We start from the raw sequence: 24,499 nt of genomic DNA on the forward strand, positions 1-24,499 counted from the left end.
CGGTTACCGGCCGGACAGGCAGACGGTGCCGGCCGGTGGAGGCTTCGGAGCTCGTGTACCGCGAGAACCGACTCGCGTTTCTCAGTCGAGGTCCTCGTGACGGGTCAGGAGTTCGTCGATCACACGGCGCTGGGTGGCGGCCTCCTCCTCGTTCCCGTCGATCTCCCTGGCCAGGACGATCAGCGCCTTCCACAACGCCCAGCCTCGGGCCCGCGCCCATGTGGCGGGATCCTGACCGACGGCACTGCGGAACGTCGCCCGGCTGTCGCCGGAGAACATCGTCCACGCGATCACCAGGTCGCACGCGGGATCGCCGACACCCGACGTTCCGAAGTCGATGACGGCGGCCAGCCTTCCCTCCCTGACCAGCAGGTTGCCGCTCGCGATGTCGCCGTGGAACCACGCGGGCGGCCCGGACCAGGCGGTCTCGAGGGCGGCGTCCCAGACAGCCGATGCCCGGCCGGTGTCGATGTGGCCGTCCAGCGCGGCGAGGGCGCGGCGCGTCTCGTCGTCGTAGTGCGCCGGCGGCGCACCCCGGTAGGCGCTGTGCGGACCCGCCCTCGGCCCGTCCGCCGCGTCTATGCGCTGAAGGGAGAGGAGGAAGCCGGCCACCGAGGCCGCGAAAGCGGAAAGGTCGTCGATGCGGTCAGGGGTGGCGGTCTCGCCCTCCAGCCACCGGCGGATCGACCAGTTGAACGGATATCCCTCCCCTGGAGCCCCCTTCGCCAGGGCTCGGGAACGGCGACCGGTAACGACGGCGCGAGGATCGGCAGCCATCGATGTTCCTTGTCCACCGCCGGCGCGTAGCCGGCGGCGGTCGGGAGACGCACCGTCATGTCCTCACCGAGGCGGTAGGTGCGGTTGTCCCATCCATCGACCTCGACCGGCGTCACGGGCAGGTGGCTCCATTGCGGGAACTGGTCCGCGATCAGTCGTCTCACCAGCGACGCGTCGATTCCAGCACGTCCGTCCGGGCGCAGGCTTTCAACCACCCCGAGAGTGTGGCCGCCGTTCCCACCGCCGCGCAAAGGGTTTATCCGGTGTCGATTTCGCGTGCTGGGGCCAGTGGTTCCGGTACGTGACCGGCGCCGTCGAGCTCGCCGCTGCCGGTCGGCTGGGCGTGGTGTTCGCGCTGATCGCCTGGGACCGCCGGGAGCAGACCCGGGACCTGGTCCTGTCCCTGCGACGCTGACCCCGGCGCCCGTACCGGACCGCCCCACCCGACCGGGTGGCCGTGTGGAATGCCCGGATCGTGCCAGGTGGACTGTGGAGTCGTTCGCCCGGTGGGGCATATCGTCGTGTCGTCGGGTGTGGGTCGGCAGGGTCTGGGAGGGTCTGTGGGTTACGACGTGGCGGCTGTGCGGGCTCGGTTCCCCGCGCTGGACAAGGGCGCGGCGCACTTCGACGGGCCGGGCGGGTCGCAGGTCCCCGACGTGGTGGCGGACGCCGTGGCGGGCACCCTCCGCTCCGCGATCGCCAACCGCGGCGTACGCACCGCGGCCGAGCGCCGGGCCGACGCGATCGTGGTCGAGGCGCGCCAGGCGATGGCCGACCTGCTCGGCGGCACGCCGTCCGGCATCGTGCTGGGCCGGAGCATGACCCAGCTCACCTACGACATGGCGCGCGCCCTCGCGAAGCAGTGGAACCCCGGAGACGAGGTCGTCGTCAGCAGGCTCGACCACGACGCGAACATCCGTCCCTGGGTGCACGCCGCCGAGTCGCGCGGGGTCACGGTGCGCTGGGCCGAGTTCGACCCCGAGACCGGCGAGCTGGACACCGCCGCGGTCGCCGGCCTGCTCACCGGACGCACCAGGCTCGTGGCCGTCACCGCCGCGTCGAACCTGCTGGGCACCCGGCCTGACATCCCGGCGATCGCCGAGGCGGTGCACGCGGCCGGGGCGCTGCTGTACGTCGACGGCGTCCATCTCACACCGCACACCCTGGTGGACGTCGGGCAACTGGGCGCCGACTTCTTCGCCTGCTCGCCGTACAAGTTCCTCGGCCCGCACCTGGGCGTCCTCGCCGCCGACCCGGGGCTGCTCGAAACCGTGCACCCCGACAAGCTGCTCCCCGCCACCGACGTGGTGCCGGAGCGGTTCGAGCTGGGCACGCTCCCGTACGAGGTGCTCGCGGGGACGACGGCGGCGGTCGGCTTCCTCGCCGGCCTCGTCCCGGGCGAGGGAACCCGGCGCGAACGCCTGGCCGGGTCGATGGCCGCGCTGGAGCGCCACGAGGAGCTCATGCTCGAACGCCTCGACTCCGGGCTCGCCGAGATCGCCGGGGTCACCCTGCACGGCTCGCCCCGGCGCAGGCGCACCCCGACCACGCTGTTCTCCGTCGGCCGCGTCCCGCCGGCCGAGGTGTACGAGTTCCTGGCGGCGCGCGGCGTCAACGCTCCGGCCGGCAACTTCTACGCGCTGGAGTGCAGCCACCGGCTGGGACTCGGCGACGCGGGGGCCGTGCGCGCCGGGATGGCGCCCTACACCGACGAGTCCGACGTGGACAGGCTGCTGAAGGGCGTACGCGAACTGGCCGGGTGAGCAGGCGAAGCACAGTGGCCAGGCGAAGCAGAGCGGCCGGGGGGAAGCAGGGTGAGCAGGGTGAGCAGGTGAAAATTTCAGCTCGCGGCACCCGCTGACCAGCGCTTCCCCCTCCGTCCGGAGGCGCGGCCCTGGACCACGCCTCCTTCGGGGCAGCACGATCGCCCCGAAGGAGGCGCCACGCCATGCCACGAACTCGCACCTGGGCCGCCCTGCTCGCCACGGCCCTGCTGGTCACGACCGGCGCAGCCACCGGTACCGCACGAGCCGCCGAGCTGAGCCTTTCGGTCGACCTCACAGCACCGACGCACCCGATCAGCCCGTACGTGTACGGGATGAACTTCGCCGACGAGGCGCTGGCGAAGGAACTGCGCCTGCCGGTACGCCGGTGGGGCGGCAACGCCACCACCCGGTACGACTACCGGACGGACACCACGAACCGGGCGAGCGACTGGTACTTCGAGAACATCCCGGGCGACAACCCCGACCCCGGCGAGCTCCCTGACGGCTCGGAGACCGACCGGTTCACCGACCAGGACATGCGCACCGGCACCGACACGATCCTGACCGTGCCCCTGATCGGCTGGGCGCCCAAGGAGCGGGCGAAGGCCTGCGGGTTCAGCGTGGCGAAGTACGGGCCGCAGCAGTCGACCGACCCCTGGGCCCCGGACTGCGGCAACGGCGTCAGGCCCGACGGCAGCCAGATCACCGGGAACGACCCGCACGACACGAGCGTGGAGATCGGCCCCGAGTACGTCACCGGCTGGCTGGACCACCTCCGCGCGCGGTACGGCGACGCGGCCCACGGCGGCGTGCGGTTCTACAACCTGGACAACGAGCCGGACATCTGGTTCTCCACCCATCGCGACGTCCACCCCGCCGGGCCCACCTACGACGAGATGCGCGACAGCACCTACGGCGTCGCCGCCGCGGTCAAGGCGGCCGACCCGGGCGCCGCCACCCTCGGGCCGGCCGGCTGGGGCTGGTCCTCACTGACCCTTTCCGGCTCTGACCAGCAGAGATGCGCCATCGAGGGCTGCTGGGGCAACCCGCCGGACCAGGCCGCGCACGGCGGCGTGCCGTTCGGCGAGTGGTACCTGGCGCAGATGAGGGCGTACGAGCAGAGCCACGGCGTGCGCATCCTGGACTACTACGACAACCACTGGTACCCGCAGGGCGGCGGTGTGTTCTCCGGCGACCCCGGTGACGCGGCCACGCAGGCGCTGCGGCTGCGGCAGACCCGCACGCTGTGGGACCGCACCTACACCGACGAGAGCTGGATCAACCAGCCGGTGTACCTCATCCCCCGGATGAAGGACATGGTCGCCCGGAACTACCCGGGAACCAAGGTCGCCCTCACGGAGTACAGCTTCGGCGCGATCGGGTCGCTCAACGGCGCGCTCGCCGAGGCGGACGCACTCGGCATCTTCGGGCGTGAGGGCGCGGACCTGGCCACCCTGTGGAGCCCGCCCGCGCCCGCCGACCCCGGCGCGTACGCCTTCAGGATGTACCTGAACTACGACGGCAAGGGGGGCCGGTTCGGCGACACGTCGGTCGCCTCCACCAGCACCGACCAGTCCCGGCTCGCCGTGTACGGCGCGACGCGGCGAAGCGACGGCGCGCTCACGCTGATGGTCGTCAACAAGACCGGCTCCGACCTGACCAGCCCGCTCACCGTCACCGGCAGGGCGCCGGGCGGCACCGCCCAGGTCTACCGCTACAGCGGCGCGGACCTGGCCGCCATCGTCCGCGACACGGACCTGCCGCTGCGGCCCGTCCCCGCCGCGTCGTCGCACGGCACGTCCGCGACGGTGGTGTCCGCCACGTACCCGGCGAACTCGATCACCGAGCTGGTCGTCGCCGACACGGTGCCGCCCCGCGCGCCCGCCGGCCTGACCGCCGGCCGCCCGGCCCCGCACTCCGTCACGCTGACCTGGCCGCCCGCCACCGACAACGTCGCCGTCACGGGGTACGAGGTCGGGCAGCAGAGCTCGGCGGGGACCACCAAGATCTCGACCACCGCCACCACGCTCACCGTCGACGGGCTGTCACCCGGCAGGCGGTACACGTTCTGGGTACGGGCGCGGGACGGCGCGGGCAACCTCAGCCCGAAGTCCCGCACCGTCTCGGTCACCACGCCCCGCCACTAGCCGCGTCTCACCGCCTGATCAGCAGCGCGATCTGGTAGGAGCCGATACCGACGCCGAACATGACCAGGTACGCGTGTCGACGAGGTCCGCCACGGTGTCGAGGGTCACCGCGGCGGACGCAACGGTGAGGTTGCCGTAACGGGCCAGCGTGTCGTGGTAGCGAGCGGGATGAAGGCGCTCCTTCCAGTGGTCGATCAGGACGTCGGAGGCCTGGTGGCCGATCACCGTGACGTCCGCCGCGGCGATCCCGTTGCGGTCGAGGAGCCTCGCGATCAGCTCGGGCGGCCCGTCCATCCCGGAGGACCGGAAGGCGTCCACGCCCGGGCCGGGCTCGATCCGGTAGGTGGGCCGGGTGGTGCCGCCGGGCTCCGGGCGGCTCGCCATGGTCATCGCGCCGTACTCGGCGCTGTGCGTGTCGGAGATCCAGTCGGCGAGCACCATGCGCGGGGACGGGCCGAGGACGGCCGCGCCCGCGCCGTCGCCTATCGTCCCCGCGTGCGGGTTCCGCCCGTCCACGTGGCGGCTCCAGTTCGACCCCACGGCCACGAGCGCCCTGGTGAGACGTCCGGCGCGCACGGCCTCCCAGGCGAGGGCGAGCCCGAGGACGAAGGTGCCGAACTCGCAGTTGAGCGGCACCACGAGCGCGTGGCGTCCGAGACCGAGGTCGCGGTGCACGCGGAACAGCCCGTTGGGGCTGACGAACTCGGGGACGGTGACGTACCCGTACAGGGCGTCGACCTCGCCTGCGGGCACGCCCGCGCTCTCCAGGGCCCTGCGGCACGCCGACACCGTCAGGTCCTCGATCGCCTCCCCCGGCGCGAGGACCCGGCGCGTGCGGGCCCCGCTGAACAGCTCGCTCTCGGCCGAGGGCACGGCCGCCGTGGACCCGGCCGCCACGGCCGCCTCCGGCAGGGCCGATCCGAGCCCGGCGACGCCGATGCCGGCATGGGGCTTCCGTGTCATCGCGCGTCCCCCGCGACCATGGCGAACCTCTCCCCGTAGGGAGGGCTCACCCGGTGGTCGGTTTTGACGACGACGACCTGCGGGCGTGACCGCGCGGCCGAGGCGGCCCTGGCCTCGCGCATCGCCGCGCGGAACCCCACGACGTCCTCGACGGGGAAGGCGTCCGCGCCGAGCGCGCGGGAGAACCGCGCGAGTCGACCGGCCCGAGGCCGTAGTAGTCGTCGTCCAGCGGGACGGCCCCGCCGCTCTGCGCGTGCTCGCCGTGGTTCACCATCCCGAGGTAGCCGTCGTCGAGGACGACGAAGACGGCGCCGACCCGGTTCTTCGCCGCGGTCCGCACCTCGTTGCCGTTCATCAGGAACGAGCCGTCGCCGAGCAGGGCCACCGCCGTACGGCCCGGGTCGCCGACCCGGCCGCCGACGACCGCGCCGCACGACCAGCCCATGGAGGACAGGCCGCACGGGTAGAAGATGCGGGCAGGAGGGTCTATCACCAGGTAGTGCGTGGCCCACGCGGTGCAGTTGCCCATGTCGACGTAGAGGTCGTCCTCGGCGGTGAGCAGGTCGTTGAGGGCGAGCATCACCGCCGCGGGCGACACGCCGGGCCCGCCGGCCATGGGGACCGGCCCGGGCGCCCGCCGGGGCGGCGGTATGGAGGGCACCGTCACCGGGGCCGAGCCGGGCAGCTCCCGGTACAGGGCGCGCAGGAACGTCTCCGCGTCGGCGAGGATATGGTCGCCGCCCTTGAGGAACCGGCCGAACGCCGCGGGGTCGAGGTCGACGTGGAAGTACGTCTCGGGGCGAGCGCGGCCTTCACGTCGCCGACCGGCATCCGCGCGAGGTCGGCGGGGACGGCGAGGTACGTGGCGCAGGGGCGCGGGCCGGTGGCGACGTTGATCGCCCGGGCGAGGACGCGCGGGAACGAGCCGGGGTCGCTCAGGCCGGTGGAGAGTCCGGTCACGTGCGAGTACATCGCGGCCGTGTCGACGCCCAGATCGCTGCTGTCCTGGATGGCCCCGAGGCCGAACCGGTCGGTCCCGACCTGGCCGCCCACCAGGAGCAGCGGGACCTGGTCGCGGTGCGCGGAGGCGACTCCGGTGAGCGCGTTGAGGGCGCCGGGCCCCGCGGTCACGAGACAGACGCCCAGCCTCCCCGTCGCCCGCGCGTATCCGTCCGCCATGAAGGCCGCTCCGCCTTCATGGGAGGCGATGATGAACCTGATCCTCGGGTGATTCCGTAAAGCCTGGATGAAAGCGGAAATGTTGCCCCCGGGAATGCCGAAAACCGCGTCGACCCCCATGGCGTCCAGCTGTTCCAGAAGGAACTCCGCCACGGTCGCCCCACCCTCGGCCCCTGCTCTTGTGTTCCGCACGAACGTGCCTCCTGCCGAACGGACCTGCGTGTCATTCGATGACAGGGCCATTGCATGCCCGGCGGGAGGCATCGGTCGTCATCCGCCAGGCTGACGGCGAATCAGCCTGGGAGCGGAGACCGAAACCCGGCGGCGAAGGGCACGGAATCGGGATATATACGGCCGATGTCGGTCGTGTTTACGCCGCGTATGAACCGTGTTTACAAAACATATCGGAGCCGCCCCTTTTCGGGAGGGTAATCCCTCCCGGCACATATCGGAGCCGGTCCCTTCCAGGAGGGTGATCCCTCGCGCGGTTTCATCCGGCGGGCCCCGTACGGGCGGGCGGCGGCGTTAGGCGAACATGGCGCGAAGGCCGGTCGCGAGGCGTTCGTAGTCTTCCTCGCGGTTGTAGACCTGGGCCGAGAGGCGCAGGAGGCCGGTGCCCGGCCACGCCCGCACGGCCGCCCGGCAGCCCGTCCTGCGGAAGATCTCGGCGGACAGCGCCTCGGCCCGCGCGTGGGTCTCCCCCATGCCGCCGGGCAGCCGCAGGATGCGCATGGACAGCTCGGGATCGGCCCGCCAGGGCGCCAGCCCCGTCACCTCCGCGACGATCTCCTGCCCGCGCGCGACGAGCGCGGCGTTGCGAGCCCGTACGGCGTGCGCGCCGAGGTCGCCGAGCAGGCGCGGCCCGTACGGCGCGGCGAGCCAGGCGGTGTAGTCACGGGTGCCCTGGAACTCGACGCTCCTCGGGAAGCCGTCCCCCTGGTAGAACGAGGCGATCAGCGGCTCGACCCGCTCGCGCCACGCCGGGGCCACGGCCAGCACGCCGGACGGCCTCGGCGCGAACGCCCACTTGTGCAGGTTCCCGGTCCAGAAGTCGGCGCCCAGCTCGCCCAGGTCGACCTCCAGCATGCCCGGCGCGTGCGCCCCGTCCACGATCGTGACCACGCCGAGCGCGCGGAACCCCTCCACCAGGCGGGCCACCGGCAGCAGGCGCGCGGTGGCCGAGGTGACGTGGTCGAAGACGGCCACCTTCGTGCGCGGCGTGACCGCGCCGAGGAAGGCCTCAGCGGCCTGCTCGCCCGACCACTCCCCGTCCTCCCGCCCGGGCAGGGCCAGCTTGACCACCTGCGCCCCGGCACGCTCCGCGCCGCGCCGCACGGCGATCTCGACGGCGCCGTAGACGTGGTCGCCGATCAGGATCTCGTCACCGGGTGCGAGCGGCACGCTGTTCAGCGCGACCGCGACGCCCTCGGTCACGTTCGAGACGAACGCCATGCCGTCGGGCTCGCACCCGAGGAACGCCGCCACCTCGTTCCTGGCCTTGGCGATGCGGTCCAGGACCGTGGCGAAGAAGACATCGGGGTTGAGCTCCACTTCCCGGCGGAGCTCGTCCTGCCGTTCTCTCACCTGATGCGGCACCGCCCCGAAGGACCCGTGGTTCAGGTGCGTGATCGACGGGTCCAGGCTGAAGTCGTCAATATCCACAACCCGGACATTAACCGGTCAGCCACCGCCGCAGGCCTCCCGCCCGCCTTCCCCAGGGGAGCGCTTCTAGAAGGTGAAGGCCTGGGTGCGGACGCTGTTGTCGAAGTTGGAGAGCAGCAGCTCGGGCTCGCCGACGGCGCGGATGCCGGGGAGGCGGGTGAACAGCTCGCGGTACATGATCTTGATCTCCTGGCGGGCGAGGTTGGCGCCCAGGCAGAAGTGCGGCCCGGGGCCGCCGAAGCCGACATGGGGATTCGGTCTGCGGGTGATGTCGTAGCGGTCGGGGTCGTCGAAGACGTCCTCGTCGCGGTTGGCCGAACCGTAGAACAGCACCACCTTGTCGCCCGGCGCGAGCCGCACCCCGCGCATCTCGTACTCCTCGGTGACGGTGCGCCGGAACTGCATGATCGGCGAGACGAAGCGGACGGTCTCCTCGATCGCGCCGCCGATGTGGCCCTCGAAGTCGCCGGCCAGCCGCTCGCGCTGGCCGGGGTTGTCGGTGAGCAGCTTGAGCCCGTGGGCCATCGTGTTGCGGGCGGTCTCGTTGCCCGCGACCAGCAGCAGGGTGAAGAACGAGCCGAGCTCCCTCGGGGTCAGCCGCTCGCCGTCGACGTTGGCGTTGACCAGTGCGGAGACCAGGTCGTCCGAGGGGTTCTTCTCGCGCTCGCGGCCCAGCTTGATGACCAGGCGTTGCAGGGCGAGCAGCGCCGCCATGTTGCGGCCCGCCATCGCCACCGTGCGCGGGAGGCTCATGCGCACCCCGGTGTACGCGGTGGAGACGTCGACATGCTGGTGCACCTTTGCCCGGATGTCGTCGGGAACGCCCACCATGTCGCAGATGACGTGGATGGGCAGCCGGGCGGCTACCTGCGCGACGAAGTCACGCGGCCCCTCCTTGACCACGTCGTCGACGATGCGCCCGGCGGCCCGCACGATGTCGTCGTCGAGCTTGCCGAGCATTTTCGGCGAGAACGCACGGGACACGATGCGGCGGAGGCGGGCGTGGCGCGGGTCGTCGAGGTTGACCATCGAGTCGCCGAACACGTGCTTCACCCAGCCGGGCGGCTCGGGGTTGGTCACGGCGGGCTCGCTGGAGAAGACCTTGGCGTTGCGGCTGGCCTCCACCACGTCGGCGTGCCGCACCAGGGCGTGAAACCCCTTGCCCGAGCGGAGCAGGGGCACCCGGCGCTCCGCGAAGAACACCGGGTGGTCCAGCTTCCTGAGCCGCGCGAAGTCGTGGTCGCGCTCGTGGGGCGGCCTGCGCCAGAACGCCAGATCCGCCAGGTCGATGCCCGTCTCGATGGCCGTCGTCACGGTCTCATCCTGGCACGGCCCTCACCGCCCCCGCCCGGGCCTTGGCCGAGCCCGTCTCAGCGGTACGGTTGCCACCGGGTGCTGAGGTCGCGGGCTCTGAAGGTTCGCATGCGGTGCTCCCACTGCGGGCGGATGCCGGGGTTGCTGCGCAGGATGGGCAGCACGCTGGTGACCAGCTTCAGCTCCCGCAGGCGGCGCAGCACCGGGAACCCGTCCCACTCGGTGACGTCCACGCCGTAATGCTTGGTCAGCATCGCGTGGTCATCGGTCGCGTAGTCGAGCCGGAGCCGCCCGACCGCGACGGGGGCGAGGTCCCACTCGCGCGGCCCGATGGTCGTGCCGTCGAAGTCGCACAGCACCGGGCCGCGAGGCCCCGCGATGAGGTTGCCGATGAACGCGTCCCCGTGGATCACCCCCTGCGGAAGCACGAAGCGGAGCCCCGCGAGCTGCTCCTCGACCTCGTCGCACTCCCCCAGCAGGAACGCGTGGTCGCCGGCGTCGAGGTCCTCTGGCTCTGCCAGGCGCTGTCGGACCTCGTCCATCGGATGCCAGCTCGGCAGGTCGGCGGGCGGGCCGGGGAGCCTGTGCAGGCGCTTGAGCAGGATGGCCAGGTCGGCGCCGTCCGGCCGGAGGCCCGTCTCGGGGATGTGCTCCCACAGGGTGATCACCTGCCCGTGCAGCCGGATGGGCTGCTCCACGCCCGGCAGGAGCCGCACCGCCGGGAAGCCGTGGCCCGCCAGCCACCGGGCGACCCGCACCACGGTCTCCGCCCGCTCGCGGGCGGCGGTGGATCCGGCGATGCGCACGACCACCGGAGAGGCGCGCAGCCGGAACACGGCGTTGTTGGTGAATTTGATCAGCTCGGCCCGGGTGGGATCCAGGCCTGTCTCGGCGCACACCGCGGCGAGAAGTGAGCGGAGGTTCTCGCGGGTGAGCCCGCCCGAGGTGTCTACGGTCGCGATGCTCATACGATCTGCAAGTCCTTGATCCGCCGGCATAGCTCCCGCGCGCCCGAGTCCTGCGGCCGCTCGGCCGCCGCGTCCATCAGCGGGTCCAGACGGTCGATCGTCCTCACCGACCTGATCTGGGCCACCAGCCTCACTGCCTCGTGCCCGTTCTCCAGTCCCTCCTCGACCTCGCCCAGCCGGAGCTGCACGGTCGCCAGTCCTATCAACTCGAACACCTTGCTTCGTGCCATGTTCTGATCTCGGTTCCGTACGCTGTTGGAAAGAAGTTCGGCCGCCTTCGAGAGGTGGCCCGGATGTGTTCTGGCGAGGCTCGCGTGCGTCATGCCGCGCGCGGCCTCTATGTCGGCGTCCCCGAAGAACCGCACCCAGGCCGGTGCCGCGTCGCGGTCGGCCCGGGCGTACTCGTCGCGAGCCCGGCTGATGGACTTCAGGGCGAGCCGCTCGTCTCCCAGCAGGGCGTACGCCCAGGCCTCGTTCGCGCACAGCATGGCGACGGTGAGCTCGCAGCTCGCGTCCTGCGCGCAGATCTGGCCGAGCTGGAAGAACCGCAACGCGTCCTCCACCCGGTTCAGGTGCAGGTGCACACGCCCCATCCGGTAGAGGATGTTGGCCGCCAGCGACGGGTCCTTGGCGTGTTTCGCCTGTTCCAGCGCGCGGGCGAGATGCCTGCGCGCCGCGCCGTAGAGGCCGACGTCGAAGGACGTCCACCCCGCCAGGTTGTGCTGGTCGGCGAGCGCGCGGTGGAGGCGAAGCCCGACCTGCTCGGTGCACGTCGCCCGCAGGAGGCGCTGGGACCAGGCGAGCTGGGCCACCACCGCGTCCCGGCAGACGCCGCCGCCGTAGCGGTAGTCGAGCGCTCGGAGCGACTGGGTGACGGTCTCGACCTGCTCGACCTCCGCGTCGCCGATGTTGGCGGGAACGGGCGTGTCGACGCGCGCGAGCGGCTGGCGCCACTCGTCGACCGTCGCCACCGCGGCGCCGATGGTGACCTGCGCCGCGTGGGCCAGCAACCGGCGTACCTGCTCGTCCTCGTCGGCGTCGTCCTGATAGCCGGCGGCCGGGCCCCCGAGGCCCTGCGACACGTCGTCGTAGGCGAGCCCCATGTACCCGCGCGGGACGCCGAGGCCGTCGGCGATGCGCACGAGCACGTCGTACGCCATGACCTGGCGCCCGTTGAGGATCTCGGAGATCTCGGACTGTGACTGCCCGGTGAGCGCCGCGATCCTTCGCTGGGACACCCCGACGCGCTGGAGGAGCATGTAGACCGTGGCGATGTCGCGCACGGCGAGAGCCTGGCGCATCTGGGGTCGCTCCCAGATGGCGAAGCTGATCGCCTGCTCGCTCACATGCGTGACGTTCATGCTGACCTTCCGACCGTCAAGTCCGCTGACCTCTCAATTAACCCAGGTCCCAGAGGGTCCCCGAGGGGATAACGGTCGCACCTATCACCCGGGCAGATCGGTTTGGCAGATCGCCGGTAGACCGGGGATGGGTATCGGTGGCACGTCTTACCACCCGGCGCAAAGTTCCCTCACCCTGGAATCCACATCCCGGGGGGATCACCGCGCGCTTCCTCCGATTGTTCGTCGGTCGAGAAGCACAAGGAGTGATCAGCTCATGCGCGCCGAGCAACCCGTCCCTAAGGAGGCTCTCCACCACACCGGGGTCCTCGCCGAAGACCGTCCACCGGCCGGCCGGCCGCGGATCCCCTGCCAGGACACCTTCCGCGTGCTCGTCACGAGGCTGCGCGCGGGGTCCGCCTCGCGCGGCGCCCGCGCGGCCGTACGCGGAGCGCTGGCGAGGGCGGGGGTCGCCGCGGACGGGATCGGCGACGCCGAGATCATCGTGGCGGAGCTGGCCGCCAACGCCGAGAAGCACGCGTGCGGGCCGTACGAGCTGCGCATCCACTGCCTCAGCGGCATCCCGATGTGGTGCGAGATGGTGGACGGCGGGCAGGACCTGGGCGAGATCCCCGCCATGCTCGCCTACCTGCACACGGCCGAGGAGGTCGACCTCGGCCCGTTCGCCGAGAGCGGGCGCGGGCTGTTCCTGGCCCACGCGCTGTCCGGGGGCCACTGCTACGCGTACCCGACCACGATGTCGGTGGGCGGCACGGCGGGAAAGGCCGTCGCCTTCGCCCTGCCGACTGCTTCGTGCGGGGGGAAGTGAGGCTCACCCCGAGGCGGTCACGGTGACGGTCGCCGAGGCCGACCGGTCGCCCGAGGAGACGGTGAGCGTGGCCTGCCCAGGGCGCACACCCGTCAGCGTGCCGGCGGCGAGGTCGAGCACCGCGACCACGCCGTGCCGCCGCGACGCCGCCTTCGCCTCCCCCGCCGTCGCGGCGACGGCGAGTGCCCGGTCACCGCGAAAGGTGACGCTCGCGGGGTACCGCAGGGGGAACGTCAGCCCGAACGCCGTCGTGGTTCCCGTGGCGGAGACCGCCTCGGCCCCTCCCACGGCGAGCGTCCCGGGCGCCGACAGCGAGAGCTTGTCGAACAGCGGGTTCACGCGCGCGGTCAGCCAGTCGCGGGTGCCCGGGCTCGGCACGCCCGCCTCCACCCTGCCGGGAGCCGGGTCCACGCCGACGAGCATCCATCCGAAGAACCCGCCCTTGTCCGGCGAGCTGTAGGGGGTCTTGCCCACCGCCGGGGTGGTGACCTCAAGGACGCCGTCCGCCCTGCCCGCGTACGCGGTGTGGGCGTGGCCGGTGAACAGCGCGACCGGCTTGCCCGCGCTCTCGCGGAAGCCGGACAGCCACTTCTCGACCAGGCCGGCTTCGAGCTGGTCGGCGAACTGCGAGCTGCCCGCGCCCGACGGGTCGCGCAGCGGGTGGTGGAAGGCCACCACCACCGACCTCACCGAACGGTCGCCGGCCGCCTTGGCCAGCTCCCTCTGGAGCTCGGGGACCTGCGACCAGTCGGAGGCCCGCAGGCCGCCCAGAGTGGTGTTCATCAGGATGAACCGCGTGCCCCTGTGGTCGAAGACCTGGTGGGCCGGCCGCCCGGTGGCGAGGAAGGCGTCCAGGGTCCCGGTCGCGGTGGCCCCGGACTCGTGGTTGCCCGGCGTCCAATGGACGGGGATGCCCGGGGGAACGTTCTCCTTCAGGATCTGCTCGGCTAGCGCGAAGTCGGCCGGCGCCGAGTTATCCACAAAATCGCCATTTATCACGATGAAGTCGGGCTTGGCGGCGACCGCCTGCCTCAGCGCGGACGCAGCCTGCAGCGCCGCGAACGAGGACGGCCCCGCGGCCCCGCTCACGTGCAGGTCGGACATGACCGCGAAGCGCCAGCGACCCGGCGCGAGGCTCTCCTGGGCGAGGACGAACGGGTCGGGGGCGACCTCCGTCTCGACCGGCACCTCCTGCCCGACCAGCGCGGTCAGCGCGTCGAACCTCAGCTCGCCCGCGTCCTTGGCGAGGTTGGAGGTCTCGACGACGTAGAGGTTGGTCAGCGTGATCGGCTCGGAGAATCCGGCGGGCAGTGTGCCCTCGACCCACTTCCACCCCGTCCAGTCGACGACGTCGGCGAAGGTGAACGGCACGTTCGTCGTCCCCTGCGAGCGCAGGGTGGCCCGCAGCCAGTGCTTGCGGCCGTCTCCGTGCACCCACGCGCCGAGCCGCCTGGTGCCGTGCGGCAGGACGAGCGGCGCGGGCTTCGCCACGGCGTACGCGGCGGAGGTGCCCGAGGTGCCGCCGAAGTCGTAGGTGAGCGCGAGCGCCTGGTTGCCCGCCGGGGCGCCGGGCCGGTCGGCCCCGCTCACGGACGCGACCGACGCGGTGGCCTTGGCGGTGGACACGCCCCAGCTCTCGGACGCCTCGAACTCCGCGAGCGACCGGCGCGCCAGGCCGACGGCGACGGGCAGGCGCGCGACCTTGCCCTGGACCGTCGCGGTGACCACGGTGCCGGCTCCGCTCGCCGCCTCCAGCCCGGTGACCGTGAGCGCCCCGTCGGGCCGCTCCTCGACCTTCACCACGGCGGGGTCGTACGACAGGCGGACGTCGCGCGCGGCGACCGGCGCGCCGAACCCGTCGGCGTCGTACCCGGTGACGCGGACCACGGCGGAGTCGCCGGCCTCCAGGGTCAGGCTCGCCGCGCCGAACCGCGCGGTGGCGAGGGCGCCCAGCACGCGCAGGCCCGCCGCGCCGCTTGCCCGCCCCGCCCGGGCGGTCAGCTCGCCCTTCCCGGATCGCGAGGCGCGCAGGACGCCGTCGCGCACCTCGCCGAGCCGGCCCGCGTCCCACCGCACCCGGCTCCCGCCGAGGTCCACCGGCGCGTACGTCTCGTCGTACCCGGCGGCGGAGACGCCCAGAGTGAGGCCGGGGAACACCCGGTCCGCCCCCGTGCGCACCGCGAAGCCCTTCAGCGTGCCGGACCCCTTGGCCGCGAACAGGCCGACGCCGCTCGGGATCGGCCGCTCGCCGCCGTCGGATGGGGTGTTGACCACGCTGACCCGGCCGTCGCCGGGGAGGCGGGCCACCAGGTCGGACGAGCCGCCGCCGTCCAGCATGAACGCCTCGCGCGCGCCGAGCCGCACGAGCAGCCTGGCCGTCTCGTCGAAGCTCAGCCCGGCCGAGAAGTTCGCCGACCCGTCGACCGTGACGAGCAGGAGCCGCCTGCCACCCTCGCCCCAGCCGATCGCGGTGCGGGGCTTCAGCGCGTCGTTGCCGGTCGACGGGGGGAAGTCGACGGGCTCGCCGTCCCGGACGAGCACCTCGCCGCTGCCGAGCGCCGTCCGCAGCTTCGCCGGTGAGTCCGTGCGCAGGCCGACGTCCAGCGTGACCGGGTCGCCGGGCCTGGCGGCGGCCAGGACGGAGGCGGCGCTCCCCTGGGCCACGACCACCAGGCCGCCGTCGGGCACCGGGGCCGTCGTGACCGTGCCGTTCACGGCGCTGACCGTGCCTCCCGTCACCACCAGCTCGGTGAGAGGCCCTGAGTGCGGGATCAGGACACGCGAGCCGGGGCCCCACTGGTCGGTGAAGACGGCGATCGCGTTCGCGGGAAGGGACGCGGAGTTCAGCGCCGCCACCGGGTGGGCGGTGCCGGCGACCGTGACCGTGCCCTCCAGCAGGGCGCTCGCGAGCCGCGCGACCTTGTCCTCGCCGACGGCGGCGACCGTGCGCGGGTCGGTGGTCGCCTTGCGCAGCTCGCCCTCCCTGACCTCGGGCCCGACGACGGCGTTGGTGTCGTTGATGTCGTAGTAGTCGCCGTTGACGGCCGCCACGGCGGCCCGCGCGTCCGCCGACCGCGAGAGCGGCCGGGTCTCCGTCAGCTTGCCGCCCACCAGGCCGACGTCCACCGCGGAGTTCGACAGGTCGGCGTTGAGCACGTGGGCCCGGGTCCACCCCTCACGCCCGAAGGTGTCGAAGCTCGTCAGCACGACGCCCGGGGCGATCGTCCGGTCGGCGCGGTCGGCCTCGACCGACAGGCCGGGGACCGCCGTCTGGTAGCCGGGCCACCCGGTGGCATGCGCGGAACCCTCCGGGCCTGGCGCGTGCTCCGCCCGTGCCGTCCCCTGGGCGACCCCGGGGACCGCGACGACGAGCGCCACGGCCAACGCGCGCGCGAACCTGCGCATCGCACCTCCAACGACGAAACGTCCGAACGACCCGATCTTGGCGCCCCGCCATGACGTGCCGATGACATCGCGGGGAACATCGCGATGATCATTCTCGACGGTTTGCTCCGTCCTGACAACGCCGGTGAACGCCTTCGCGACCTGGGACGTCACCCGCGAGGTCCGTTCAGGTCGCCGACGCGGGAACTTCACGCTGCTGTGGGCCGGATGTCCGGATCGAGAGGGACGATCCGGAGTATGAGTGCCTCGCGCGCGTCCAGCCTGCTCGCCACCGCGACCCTGGTGATCGTCTCCGCCGTCCACGCCTCGCCCACCCACGCCTCGCCCGCCTATGCCGCCGCCACCCCGCCGGCCCGCGCCCTCGCGTGCGGCACGCCCGGCCTGGCGGTCGCCGCGCCGTACGACACCGTGGACGGCCAGACGCGCGCGGGGACGGTCACGCTGTTCCAGGGGACGTCGAAGAAGACCGTGCTCTCCCAGGGCACCGCGGGCGTCACGGACACGCCCGAGCGCGGCGACTCGTTCGGGTCCGCGGTGGTCTGGGGCGACTTCAACGGGGACGGCTGCGCCGACCTCGCGATCGGGGCGTCCGAGGAGTTCGCGGGAACGCCGGTGCCGGACGGCGCCGACGGCAACGGCATCGTCCACCTGCTGTACGGCACCGCCCACGGGCTGGAGTCCGCGGGGACGCTCGACGTGACCCGGCTCGGCAGGGACAGGGACACCGACCGGTTCGGCGCGGCGCTGGCCGCCGGGGACCTCGACGGCGACGGGGACGACGAGCTGGTGGTGGGCATCCCCGGCATGGCCGAGGGCGGCGGAGCCGGGATCTTCGGCCTGAAGGGGCGCAAGCCGTACGGCAAGGGGACGCTCATCACGCAGGCGACGTCATGGGTGGCGCAGGACCACGCCGAGACCGACCAGTTCGGGGCCGCCGTCGCGGTCGGCGACTTCGACGGCGACGGGAAGGCCGAGCTGGCGGTGGGAGCGCCCGGCGACACCGTCGGCACCACCGCGGGCGGCGGCTCGGTGACGATCGTCGACCTCCAGGCCAGGCAGGCGGGCGTCTACACGCAGAACAGCCCCGGCGTGGCGGGCGAGGCCGAGAAGTACGACGCCTTCGGGTCGACGCTCGCGGCCGGGGACTTCAACCACGACGGCCGGGACGACCTGGCCATCGGCGTCCCCGGGGAGGGCCTGGACGCCTTCCAGGACGGGCCGATGTACGGCAACGGCGGCGTGCACGTCATGTACGGGACGGGCCGCGGGCTCACCGCCGTCGGCAGCGAGTTCTGGTCGCTCAGGACCAAGGGCATCGGGGGCAGGAGCCTCAGCACCGACCGGCTCGGCTCGGCGCTCGCCGCCGGGGACCTCAACGGGGACGGCGACGCGGAGCTGGCCATCGGCCTCCCCGGCGCGGGCATGGTGCTCGAGCTGGCCGGCACCCGCACGGGCGGGCTGACGGCGCGGCACCACGTGATCCTCAAGGGGAGGAAGGGCCACCCCGGCGACCTGTACGGCTCGTCGGTCGCGATCACCGGCTCCGGGCTCGTCGTCGGGGCCCCCGGCGCGGGGCGCGTCACGCTGATCCCCTCCGGTGCGCGGAAGGGGTCCTACACCGGACTGCGCCCGGGGAGCGCCCGCCTGCTGACGGGAGAGCCCGGCGGCCTCTTCGGCTTCGCCGTGTCTTCGTGAGCTTCGCGCGGGCGTGACCGGTCAGGTCAGGACGCGCTCGCCCGCGGGGACGGTGAAGGTGGCGGCGGTCTTCGCCGGGGCGCCCCTGCGGCTGATGTAGTCCAGCGTCCTGAAGTCCGCCTTCAGCTCCTGCGGGGTGGCCGTGCACATGATGTAGCCCCGGCGCTCGTTGACGAACCTCAGCTGCGGGTTCTCGGCGAGCAGCGCCGCGTCCCTGGCCGGGTCGTGGTAGCCGTCCCCGTCGCTGGAGATGGACGTGCTCACCAGTTCGACCCCGACCCGTTCGGCGTCGGGGTCGTCGAAGTCGGTCACGAGGTCGGCGGCGGAGGCCACGTGGGCGTCGCCCGTCAGCACGACCGGGTTGCCCGCGCCCGAGGAGGAGAGCGCGGCGAGCAGCCGGTCGCGCTCGGCCGGGTACCCGTCCCAGGCGTCGACGTTCAGCTCCCTGCCGGGGCCGAGGTGGTAGTCGCGCTGGCCCACGATGATCTGCTGGGCGATGAGGTCCCAGGTGCCGGACGAGGAGCGCAGCCCCCCGGCCAGCCACTTGAGCTGGTCATCCCCGAGCATGACCCGCTCCTGGCCGAGACGCTCGTCGCAGCCCGACCGCATCCCGTCGTCACAGGGCTGGTCGTCGCGGAACTGCCGGGTGTCGAGCATGTGGAAGGTCGCCAGCGACCCCCACTCGATCCTACGGTTGATCTTGATGTGCAGGCCTCGCGCGACGGCGGACCTGCGCAGCGGCATGTTCTCGTAGTACGCCTGGAACCCGGCCGCCTTGCGGACCGCGAAGTCCGGGACGAGCGTGCCGGGGTTGTCCCCGGCCCAGTTGTTCTCGACCTCGTGGTCGTCGAAGATGACCACCCACGGGCTCTGCCTGTGGGCGAACCGCAGGTCGGGGTCGGTCTTGTACTGCGCGTGCCGCACCCGGTAGTCCGCCAGCGTCTGGAGCTTGCCGCCCGCGTGGCGCCGCACGTTGCCGTCCGCCGCCGTGTAGACGCCGCCGGAGTACTCGTAGATGTAGTCGCCCAGGTGGACGACCAGGTCGGGGTGCTGCTCCGCCATCCGGCGGTAGGCCGTGTAGTAGCCGTGCTCGTACTGGGCGCACGACACGGCCGCGAAGCTGAGGGAGCTCGCCGTGGTGGGGGCGGTAAGGGTGCGTCCCACCTCGGAGAGATGGCCGTTGGCCCGGAAGCGGTAGAAGTACTCCCGCCCCGGCTGGAGGCCCTCGACCTCCACGTGGACCGAGTGCGCGGACCCGGGGCGGGCGGTCGCCGTGCCCGTGCGCACCACCTGGCGGAACCGCTCGTCGGCCGCGATCTGCCAGCCCACCTCGACGTCCCGGGCGGGCACGCCGCCGTGGCCGTCCTCGGCGAGGGGGTCGGGCGCGAGGCGGGTCCACAGCACGAACCCGTCCGCCGCCGGGTCGCCGGAGGCGATTCCCAGCGTGAACGGATCCGGCGCGGCGCGGCCCGCGCGCGCGGAGGTGGTCCACGGGGCAGGGGTGGACGCCCCGGCGGAAGCGGGCAGGATCAGGCTCCCGGCTCCCGCGGCGGCGGCGATCATGAACACTCTGCGTGAGGGGTTCTGCTCCACGGTTCAAGTGCAGGCGACCTGCCTGACCTGCGGGCGAGGGCGTGATGTCGCCCGTGTGAACAGCTGCGGGACAGGCAGGCGGACTACCCACCGTGGTTGAACACCCGCCGACGCCGAGGCGACCTCTTGCGGCATGCCAGGCGAAGTTCGCGGGCGGGGGGGATGTCTCCGGCGGTTCAGCCCACTCTTCGCTTGCCGTACAGGGAGGAGGCGAGCAGGACGCCGATGATGGCGAGGACGATCTGGATGATGAGCTCGATCCAGTCGATGCCCCTGGTGTTGGCGACCCCGAGACCGCCGGCGATCGCCGTGCCGATGAGGGCGGCGATGATACCGATCACGATGGTCAGCCAGATCGGGATGTTCTGCCGCCCGGGGATGAGGAGGCGCGCGAGCACGCCGATCACCAGACCGACGATGATCGCGCTGATAATGCCGGTGACTTGCATCTTCACCCTCCGTTATTCGGTTGTCATCCGTATTCCCACGAGAGAGGCGATCGATACGTCGGCGCAGGTCAGACGCATGAAATTTCGTATATGAGGCTTTCGCTAGTGCCCTTGATGTGCCGGTTCGTCAGGACCCGGCCAGTGCCGTCTTCAGGTCGGCGCGCAGCGTCTCCGCGTCGCGGAAGTGAACGGCGGACATTCCGGCCGACTCGGCGCCGTTGACGTTCACCAGGCGGTCGTCGACGAACACGAAGTCCCCTGGCCGGGCGCCGAGCCCCGCGGCGACCCTCAGGTAGATCTCCGCGTCCGGCTTCACCAGGCCCAGGTGGCCGCTGTAGAAACGGGCGTTCATGGTCTGGATCCAGGGCAGCCGCTCGATGCCGTCGGCCACGCAGACCGGGGCGTTGGACAGCAGCGCCACCGGGCAGCCGGAGGCTCTGAGCTCCGAGAGGATCGCGACGGTGCCCTCGTTGGCGTGGGTCCAGCTCTCGACGTCGAGGGTGACCAGGCGCTCGACCTCGGCCCCGCTCGCCCGCCTGCCGAGCACCTCCGACCAGTACGCCCCGGGCGTCAGCGTGCCGCGGTCGAAATCGAGCCGGTGCTGCCAGTAGCCCTGCCAGAAGCCGCCGGAGTCGATGCCGGCGGCCTCCACCAGGCGGACGCGGTCGACCTCCGGCTGGGCGTGGGAGAGCACTTCCCCGTAGTCGAACAGCACCCATTTCATGATCGCGATATTACCCGACGTCATGCCTTGAGGAACGGCTCGACATGCTCGTTCACGGCCCCGCAGCCCAGATAGTTGCGCACCGTGTGGAAGTCGGCCCAGTCGATGTTGACCTTCTCGTCCAGGGTCACCCCGTCGAAGCGGCTCTTCAGCGCCCCGGGGATGGCGGCGATGTCGTCCTTGTCGGCGATGTTCACCCAGCGGCCCACCCCGTGGGGGCACCTGCCGCGCCCCGACCGCGGCAGTGGCTGCAGCCGCTCGAAGACGACCCCGCCCATCGCCAGCGGGCTGCCGAGCGTGATGAGCAGCTCGACCGACAGGTCGGGATGCGCCCACAGTGCCTCGTACGCCACCACGCTGCCCAGCGAGTGGGCGATGACCACCTTGGGGCGGTTGCGGCGGATGGCGTCGGCGACCGCGTCCCGCGACCGCACCCTCGCCGCGGCGTCGGCACTGGCGAAGTAGGCCGCCACCTCAGGGCAGAAGTCCTCGGCGAAGCTCTTGGCGCGCGGCCCGAGCCTCAGCAGCAGCCATTCGGCGAGGCGGTGGATCAGGCCCGTCAGTGTCTCGCCCGCGAAGTTCCCCGCGCCGCCCATCTGCTTCATCCAGTCGGCCAGGACGAGCTGCGAGGCGGAGTCCATCTTCCGCAGGTCGCGTCTGGTCGCCGGGGGCGTCTCCTTACGGAGCAGGTGGGCGTAGTACGCCACCTCGCTGACGTAGGACTGGCCGGTGTAGGGCGCGCCGCCGGTCAGCCCGGCGTGCAGGTAGCGGTCCCACTTGGCCCGCATGGCGTCCGCCGCCCCCTCGGCCGAGCCCGCGGCCTGGAAGTAGCGGTACTTGCCGATGCCGTGAACCCCCACGATCCTCGCCACCGCACGGCCTCCCAGGGTTGCTCTCGAACGCGAGAACGGTCGAGAGCGGTTGAGCACTCGAGGACATGGACACTTTGCCCGAGCCCGACGATCACCACAAGGACGCGCACGAGCAGGGCACAAGACAGTCGCCTGTCAGCAAGGAACCCGTTCACAAGCCCGCGAGACCACCTGAGCCGAACAAATAGGTTGATCGGTGGCGGGACCTTGCGGATACCCTGGGGGAATGCCTGGTCCGCTTCACGTCCGCGGCTCGGTCGCCATTCCGGAGGCCGAGCTCAGCTGGCGTTTCTCGCGTTCCTCCGGGCCGGGCGGCCAGGGCGTGAACACCACCGACAGCCGCGTCGAGCTGAGCTTCGACCTGCTTGCCACCACCGCTCTGCCGCAGCCGCTGAAGGACCGCGCGCTGGAGCGGCTGGGCTCCCGGCTCGTCGACGGGGTGATCACCATCACCGCCTCGGAGTACCGCTCCCAGCTCCGCAACCGCGAGGCCGCCAAGGCCCGGCTGACGCACCTGATCGACCAGGCGATCGCTCCCCCGCCGAAGAAGCGGCGGGCCACCAAGCCCTCCCGCCGGGCGGTCGAGAGACGCCTCACGGCCAAGAAGCACCGCTCCGACGTCAAGCGCCTGCGCCGAGGCGACGAGAGCTGAGCGCCGCCGTCAGACGCGGCGGTCCTCCATCTCCCAGATGTGGTCGATCACGTGCCAGGCGATGCGCCGCGCGGCGTACCGGGCGGGCCACCCGCCGGGCACGAGCGGCGAGCCGTCGGAGGGCTTGCTCAGCACCGCGGCGATGTCGTCGCGCATCTCGGCCCGGGCCCCGTGGTCGCCGAGGGGGAACCGCCGGTGCCGCACCCCGATCTTGCGCGCGTACGCCCGCTCGGCCTCCACCACGTGCGCGACCATCTTGTCGCGGTCCCTGCCGCCGCCGCGCGGGCCCTTGCGCAGTTCCTCGGGCGAGACGGCCGCCACCTCGTCGAACACCTCCCAGGCGGCCCGCACCAGCGCGGTGTCGCGCTCGGCGACCGCCGCGTCCACCGCCTGCGCGTCGACGGCGGGGATCGCCGAGGGGGCGCCGAAGTCGGTGGTCGAGTCACCGGGCGCCCGCTCCACCACGGTGAACGCGTCCGGCTCGAAGGGCAGGCCGGCCCGCTCGGCGATCACGCGGTAGCGGGGCACGTACTCCGAGAGTGCCTCCATCGCGCCCTCCTCCCCTTTGGCGACGCGGCACCACCCCGGCCAGTCGTACGCGCAGGCGAAGATCCTCTTGGGCCCGATTTCCAGATATATGTCGGTCATATCGGCATACTCCCCAATAAACCTGACAGAACGCGGCAGCTATTCGATGAGATCGATGAGATCCGCCACGGACTGCACCACGCTGGAGGGCCGGAAGGGGTAACGGTCGATCTGGTCCTTGGTGGTGACCCCGGTGAGCACGAGGATCGTGTGCAGGCCGGCCTCCATACCGGACACGATGTCGGTGTCCATCCGGTCCCCGATCATCGCGGTGCTCTCGCTGTGGCCGTCGATGGCGTTCAGCGCGCTGCGCATCATCATCGGGTTCGGCTTGCCCACGAAGTACGGCTCGACGCCCGTGGCCTTGGTGATCATCGCGGCGACCGCCCCGCAGGCGGGCAGGGAGCCCTCGTTGGACGGGCCCACCGCGTCGGGGTTGGTCGCGATGAAACGGCTCCCGGCGTCGATGAGCCGGATCGCGCGCGTGATCGCCGTGAAGCTGTAGGTACGGGTCTCGCCCAGCACGACGTAGTCGGGGCTGGTGTCGGTCAGGATGTATCCCGACTCGTGCAGGGCCGTGGTCAGCCCGGCCTCGCCGATGACGTACGCCGAGCCACCCGGCCGCTGGTCGTCGAGGAACCTGGCCGTGGCCAGCGCCGAGGTCCAGATCGCCTCGGGGGGCACCTCGAGCCCGGCGCCGCGCAGCCGCACGGACAGGTCGCGGGGCGTGTAGATGGAGTTGTTGGTCAGCACGAGGAACCGCTTGCCCGTGTCACGAAGCCTGCGGATGAACTCGTCGGCTCCGGGCACGGGGCTTCCCTCGTGGACGAGGACACCGTCCATGTCGGACAGCCAGCACTCGATCGGCTTGCGCTCGTTCACCGTTCCCCCGCGTTCGACTCCTTGGCTTACGAAACCAGGATGACAGGTATGCGGCTGACATTTCACACGCCGCCACCCCGCCACCGCCGGCTCCGTCAGATCTCAGGGCGACGGCTCGGTGGCCCCGCTCACCTCATCGTGCGCCAGGTCTGCTCCTCGACCAGCTCCCTGCTCCGCCAGCCGGAGGGCGTGCGGACCATGCGGTGGTGGTACCAGCCGCCGCCCTGGATCACGCCGGAGGTGTCGGCGGCGACGGCCTCGCGCGAGGGCGAGAGCGTGTCGGCGAAGGACGCCGCCACGACGGCCTCGTCACCGCCCTCGAACCGGATCGACATGGCGCCGATGAGGTGCAGGCGTCCGGGCCAGTGGCGCAGCACGTCCGCGAGCCACGCCTTGGCCTCCTCCCTCGGCCCCCTGACGCCTCCGGCCGACGTGTAGTCGATCAGCGCGTCCTCGGTGAACACGCTGTCGAGCCGGTCCCAGTCACCGCTGTCCACCGCGTACGCGTAACGGGCGAGCACGTCGGCGATCTCCAGCCGATCGGCGATTTCCGTCATGGAGGTCATGCCGTCATCCAACCAAACGCTTGCTAGATTATCGAGCCCGACGTTCTCCCGATGCCGCGCGGGATCACCATGATGCTGGTCGAGCGAGGGCCGGCCGAGACGGGGGTGGCCACCCACCGCCTGGGACC

General features: G+C 72.0%; 20 protein-coding genes and 1 pseudogene. 5 read left to right on the plus strand and 16 right to left on the minus strand.

From position 1 onward, the window contains the following. Window positions 1–81: 81 nt before the first annotated feature. Window positions 82–836, minus strand: a pseudogene (locus OG589_RS19270) (aminoglycoside phosphotransferase family protein). A gap of 501 nt (window positions 837–1,337) precedes the next feature. On the opposite strand from OG589_RS19270, the gene OG589_RS19275 reads away from it, so the two are divergent. Together OG589_RS19275 and OG589_RS19280 are read left to right on the plus strand one after the other, a co-directional pair. Next, on the plus strand, window positions 1,338–2,540 hold the full coding sequence (locus tag OG589_RS19275) for a cysteine desulfurase-like protein (protein WP_405150910.1): 1,203 nt from the start codon (window positions 1,338–1,340) through the stop codon (window positions 2,538–2,540). A gap of 185 nt (window positions 2,541–2,725) precedes the next feature. Further along, the gene (locus tag OG589_RS19280; RefSeq protein WP_405150912.1) at window positions 2,726–4,690 is read left to right on the plus strand and encodes a glycoside hydrolase family 44 protein; all 1,965 of its coding nucleotides are present in this window, start codon (window positions 2,726–2,728) and stop codon (window positions 4,688–4,690) included. An 18-nt stretch (window positions 4,691–4,708) separates the two neighbouring features. Here the strand turns inward: OG589_RS19280 and OG589_RS19285 are convergent, their stop codons facing one another. The 7 genes from OG589_RS19285 to OG589_RS19315 all read right to left on the minus strand — a co-directional run bounded on the left by OG589_RS19285 (window position 4,709) and on the right by OG589_RS19315 (window position 12,137). Further along, complete coding sequence (locus OG589_RS19285; RefSeq protein WP_405150914.1) at window positions 4,709–5,653, minus strand: 3-oxoacyl-ACP synthase III family protein; 945 nt, start codon at window positions 5,651–5,653, stop codon at window positions 4,709–4,711. Window positions 5,654–5,699: 46 nt separating this feature from the next. Continuing rightward, window positions 5,700–6,320: a thiamine pyrophosphate-dependent enzyme gene (locus tag OG589_RS19290; RefSeq protein WP_405150916.1), complete on the minus strand. Its 621-nt coding sequence runs from the start codon at window positions 6,318–6,320 to the stop codon at window positions 5,700–5,702. Beyond that, entirely contained in the window at window positions 6,317–7,024 is a 708-nt protein-coding gene (locus OG589_RS19295; protein ID WP_405150917.1) for a thiamine pyrophosphate-binding protein, read from the minus strand. Before OG589_RS19295 ends, OG589_RS19290 begins: the two co-directional genes overlap by 4 nt. A gap of 333 nt (window positions 7,025–7,357) precedes the next feature. Next, window positions 7,358–8,494: an aminotransferase class V-fold PLP-dependent enzyme gene (locus OG589_RS19300; protein ID WP_405150919.1), complete on the minus strand. Its 1,137-nt coding sequence runs from the start codon at window positions 8,492–8,494 to the stop codon at window positions 7,358–7,360. A 66-nt stretch (window positions 8,495–8,560) separates the two neighbouring features. Beyond that, a complete protein-coding gene (locus tag OG589_RS19305; RefSeq protein WP_405150921.1) occupies window positions 8,561–9,808 on the minus strand; it encodes a cytochrome P450 in 1,248 nt (415 codons plus the stop codon). 56 nt (window positions 9,809–9,864) lie between these two features. Beyond that, a complete protein-coding gene (locus tag OG589_RS19310; RefSeq protein ID WP_405150923.1) occupies window positions 9,865–10,776 on the minus strand; it encodes a phosphotransferase enzyme family protein in 912 nt (303 codons plus the stop codon). Further along, the gene (locus OG589_RS19315) at window positions 10,773–12,137 is read right to left on the minus strand and encodes a helix-turn-helix domain-containing protein (RefSeq protein WP_405150925.1); all 1,365 of its coding nucleotides are present in this window, start codon (window positions 12,135–12,137) and stop codon (window positions 10,773–10,775) included. The genes OG589_RS19310 and OG589_RS19315 overlap by 4 nt, the downstream gene beginning before the upstream one ends. 256 nt (window positions 12,138–12,393) lie before the next feature. Here OG589_RS19315 and OG589_RS19320 point away from each other — a divergent pair, with 256 nt between their 5' ends. Then, window positions 12,394–12,945: an ATP-binding protein gene (locus OG589_RS19320; protein ID WP_405150927.1), complete on the plus strand. Its 552-nt coding sequence runs from the start codon at window positions 12,394–12,396 to the stop codon at window positions 12,943–12,945. A 3-nt stretch (window positions 12,946–12,948) separates the two neighbouring features. On the opposite strand, the gene OG589_RS19325 is transcribed toward OG589_RS19320, so the two are convergent. Continuing rightward, the gene (locus OG589_RS19325) at window positions 12,949–16,350 is read right to left on the minus strand and encodes a phosphodiester glycosidase family protein (RefSeq protein WP_405150928.1); all 3,402 of its coding nucleotides are present in this window, start codon (window positions 16,348–16,350) and stop codon (window positions 12,949–12,951) included. 237 nt (window positions 16,351–16,587) lie between these two features. On the opposite strand from OG589_RS19325, the gene OG589_RS19330 reads away from it, so the two are divergent. Beyond that, the gene (locus OG589_RS19330; RefSeq protein ID WP_405150930.1) at window positions 16,588–18,045 is read left to right on the plus strand and encodes an FG-GAP repeat protein; all 1,458 of its coding nucleotides are present in this window, start codon (window positions 16,588–16,590) and stop codon (window positions 18,043–18,045) included. Window positions 18,046–18,066: 21 nt separating this feature from the next. Here the strand turns inward: OG589_RS19330 and OG589_RS19335 are convergent, their stop codons facing one another. From OG589_RS19335 to OG589_RS19350, 4 genes are all read right to left on the minus strand, one after another. Next, the gene (locus OG589_RS19335) at window positions 18,067–19,638 is read right to left on the minus strand and encodes an alkaline phosphatase D family protein (protein WP_405150932.1); all 1,572 of its coding nucleotides are present in this window, start codon (window positions 19,636–19,638) and stop codon (window positions 18,067–18,069) included. 176 nt (window positions 19,639–19,814) lie between these two features. Further along, window positions 19,815–20,087: a GlsB/YeaQ/YmgE family stress response membrane protein gene (locus OG589_RS19340; RefSeq protein WP_405150934.1), complete on the minus strand. Its 273-nt coding sequence runs from the start codon at window positions 20,085–20,087 to the stop codon at window positions 19,815–19,817. A 127-nt stretch (window positions 20,088–20,214) separates the two neighbouring features. Continuing rightward, window positions 20,215–20,811 (minus strand): HAD family hydrolase, encoded by a 597-nt coding sequence (locus OG589_RS19345; protein WP_405150935.1) that lies wholly within the window; start codon window positions 20,809–20,811, stop codon window positions 20,215–20,217. Window positions 20,812–20,831: 20 nt separating this feature from the next. After that, the gene (locus tag OG589_RS19350; RefSeq protein ID WP_405150937.1) at window positions 20,832–21,683 is read right to left on the minus strand and encodes a hypothetical protein; all 852 of its coding nucleotides are present in this window, start codon (window positions 21,681–21,683) and stop codon (window positions 20,832–20,834) included. A 226-nt stretch (window positions 21,684–21,909) separates the two neighbouring features. On the opposite strand from OG589_RS19350, the gene arfB reads away from it, so the two are divergent. After that, entirely contained in the window at window positions 21,910–22,335 is a 426-nt protein-coding gene (gene arfB / locus OG589_RS19355) for an alternative ribosome rescue aminoacyl-tRNA hydrolase ArfB (RefSeq protein WP_405150939.1), read from the plus strand. Between the two features lie 9 nt (window positions 22,336–22,344). Here arfB and OG589_RS19360 read toward each other — a convergent pair whose 3' ends face one another. From OG589_RS19360 to OG589_RS19370, 3 genes are all read right to left on the minus strand, one after another. After that, window positions 22,345–22,983: a hypothetical protein gene (locus tag OG589_RS19360; RefSeq protein WP_405150941.1), complete on the minus strand. Its 639-nt coding sequence runs from the start codon at window positions 22,981–22,983 to the stop codon at window positions 22,345–22,347. Between the two features lie 39 nt (window positions 22,984–23,022). After that, a complete protein-coding gene (locus OG589_RS19365; RefSeq protein WP_405150943.1) occupies window positions 23,023–23,805 on the minus strand; it encodes an HAD-IIA family hydrolase in 783 nt (260 codons plus the stop codon). A gap of 128 nt (window positions 23,806–23,933) precedes the next feature. Beyond that, the gene (locus OG589_RS19370; RefSeq protein WP_405150945.1) at window positions 23,934–24,371 is read right to left on the minus strand and encodes a nuclear transport factor 2 family protein; all 438 of its coding nucleotides are present in this window, start codon (window positions 24,369–24,371) and stop codon (window positions 23,934–23,936) included. Between the last annotated feature and the right edge of the window lie 128 nt (window positions 24,372–24,499).

The sequence above is a fragment of the Sphaerisporangium sp. NBC_01403 genome (assembly GCF_045040145.1).
GTDB lineage: Bacteria > Actinomycetota > Actinomycetes > Streptosporangiales > Streptosporangiaceae > Sphaerisporangium > Sphaerisporangium viridialbum.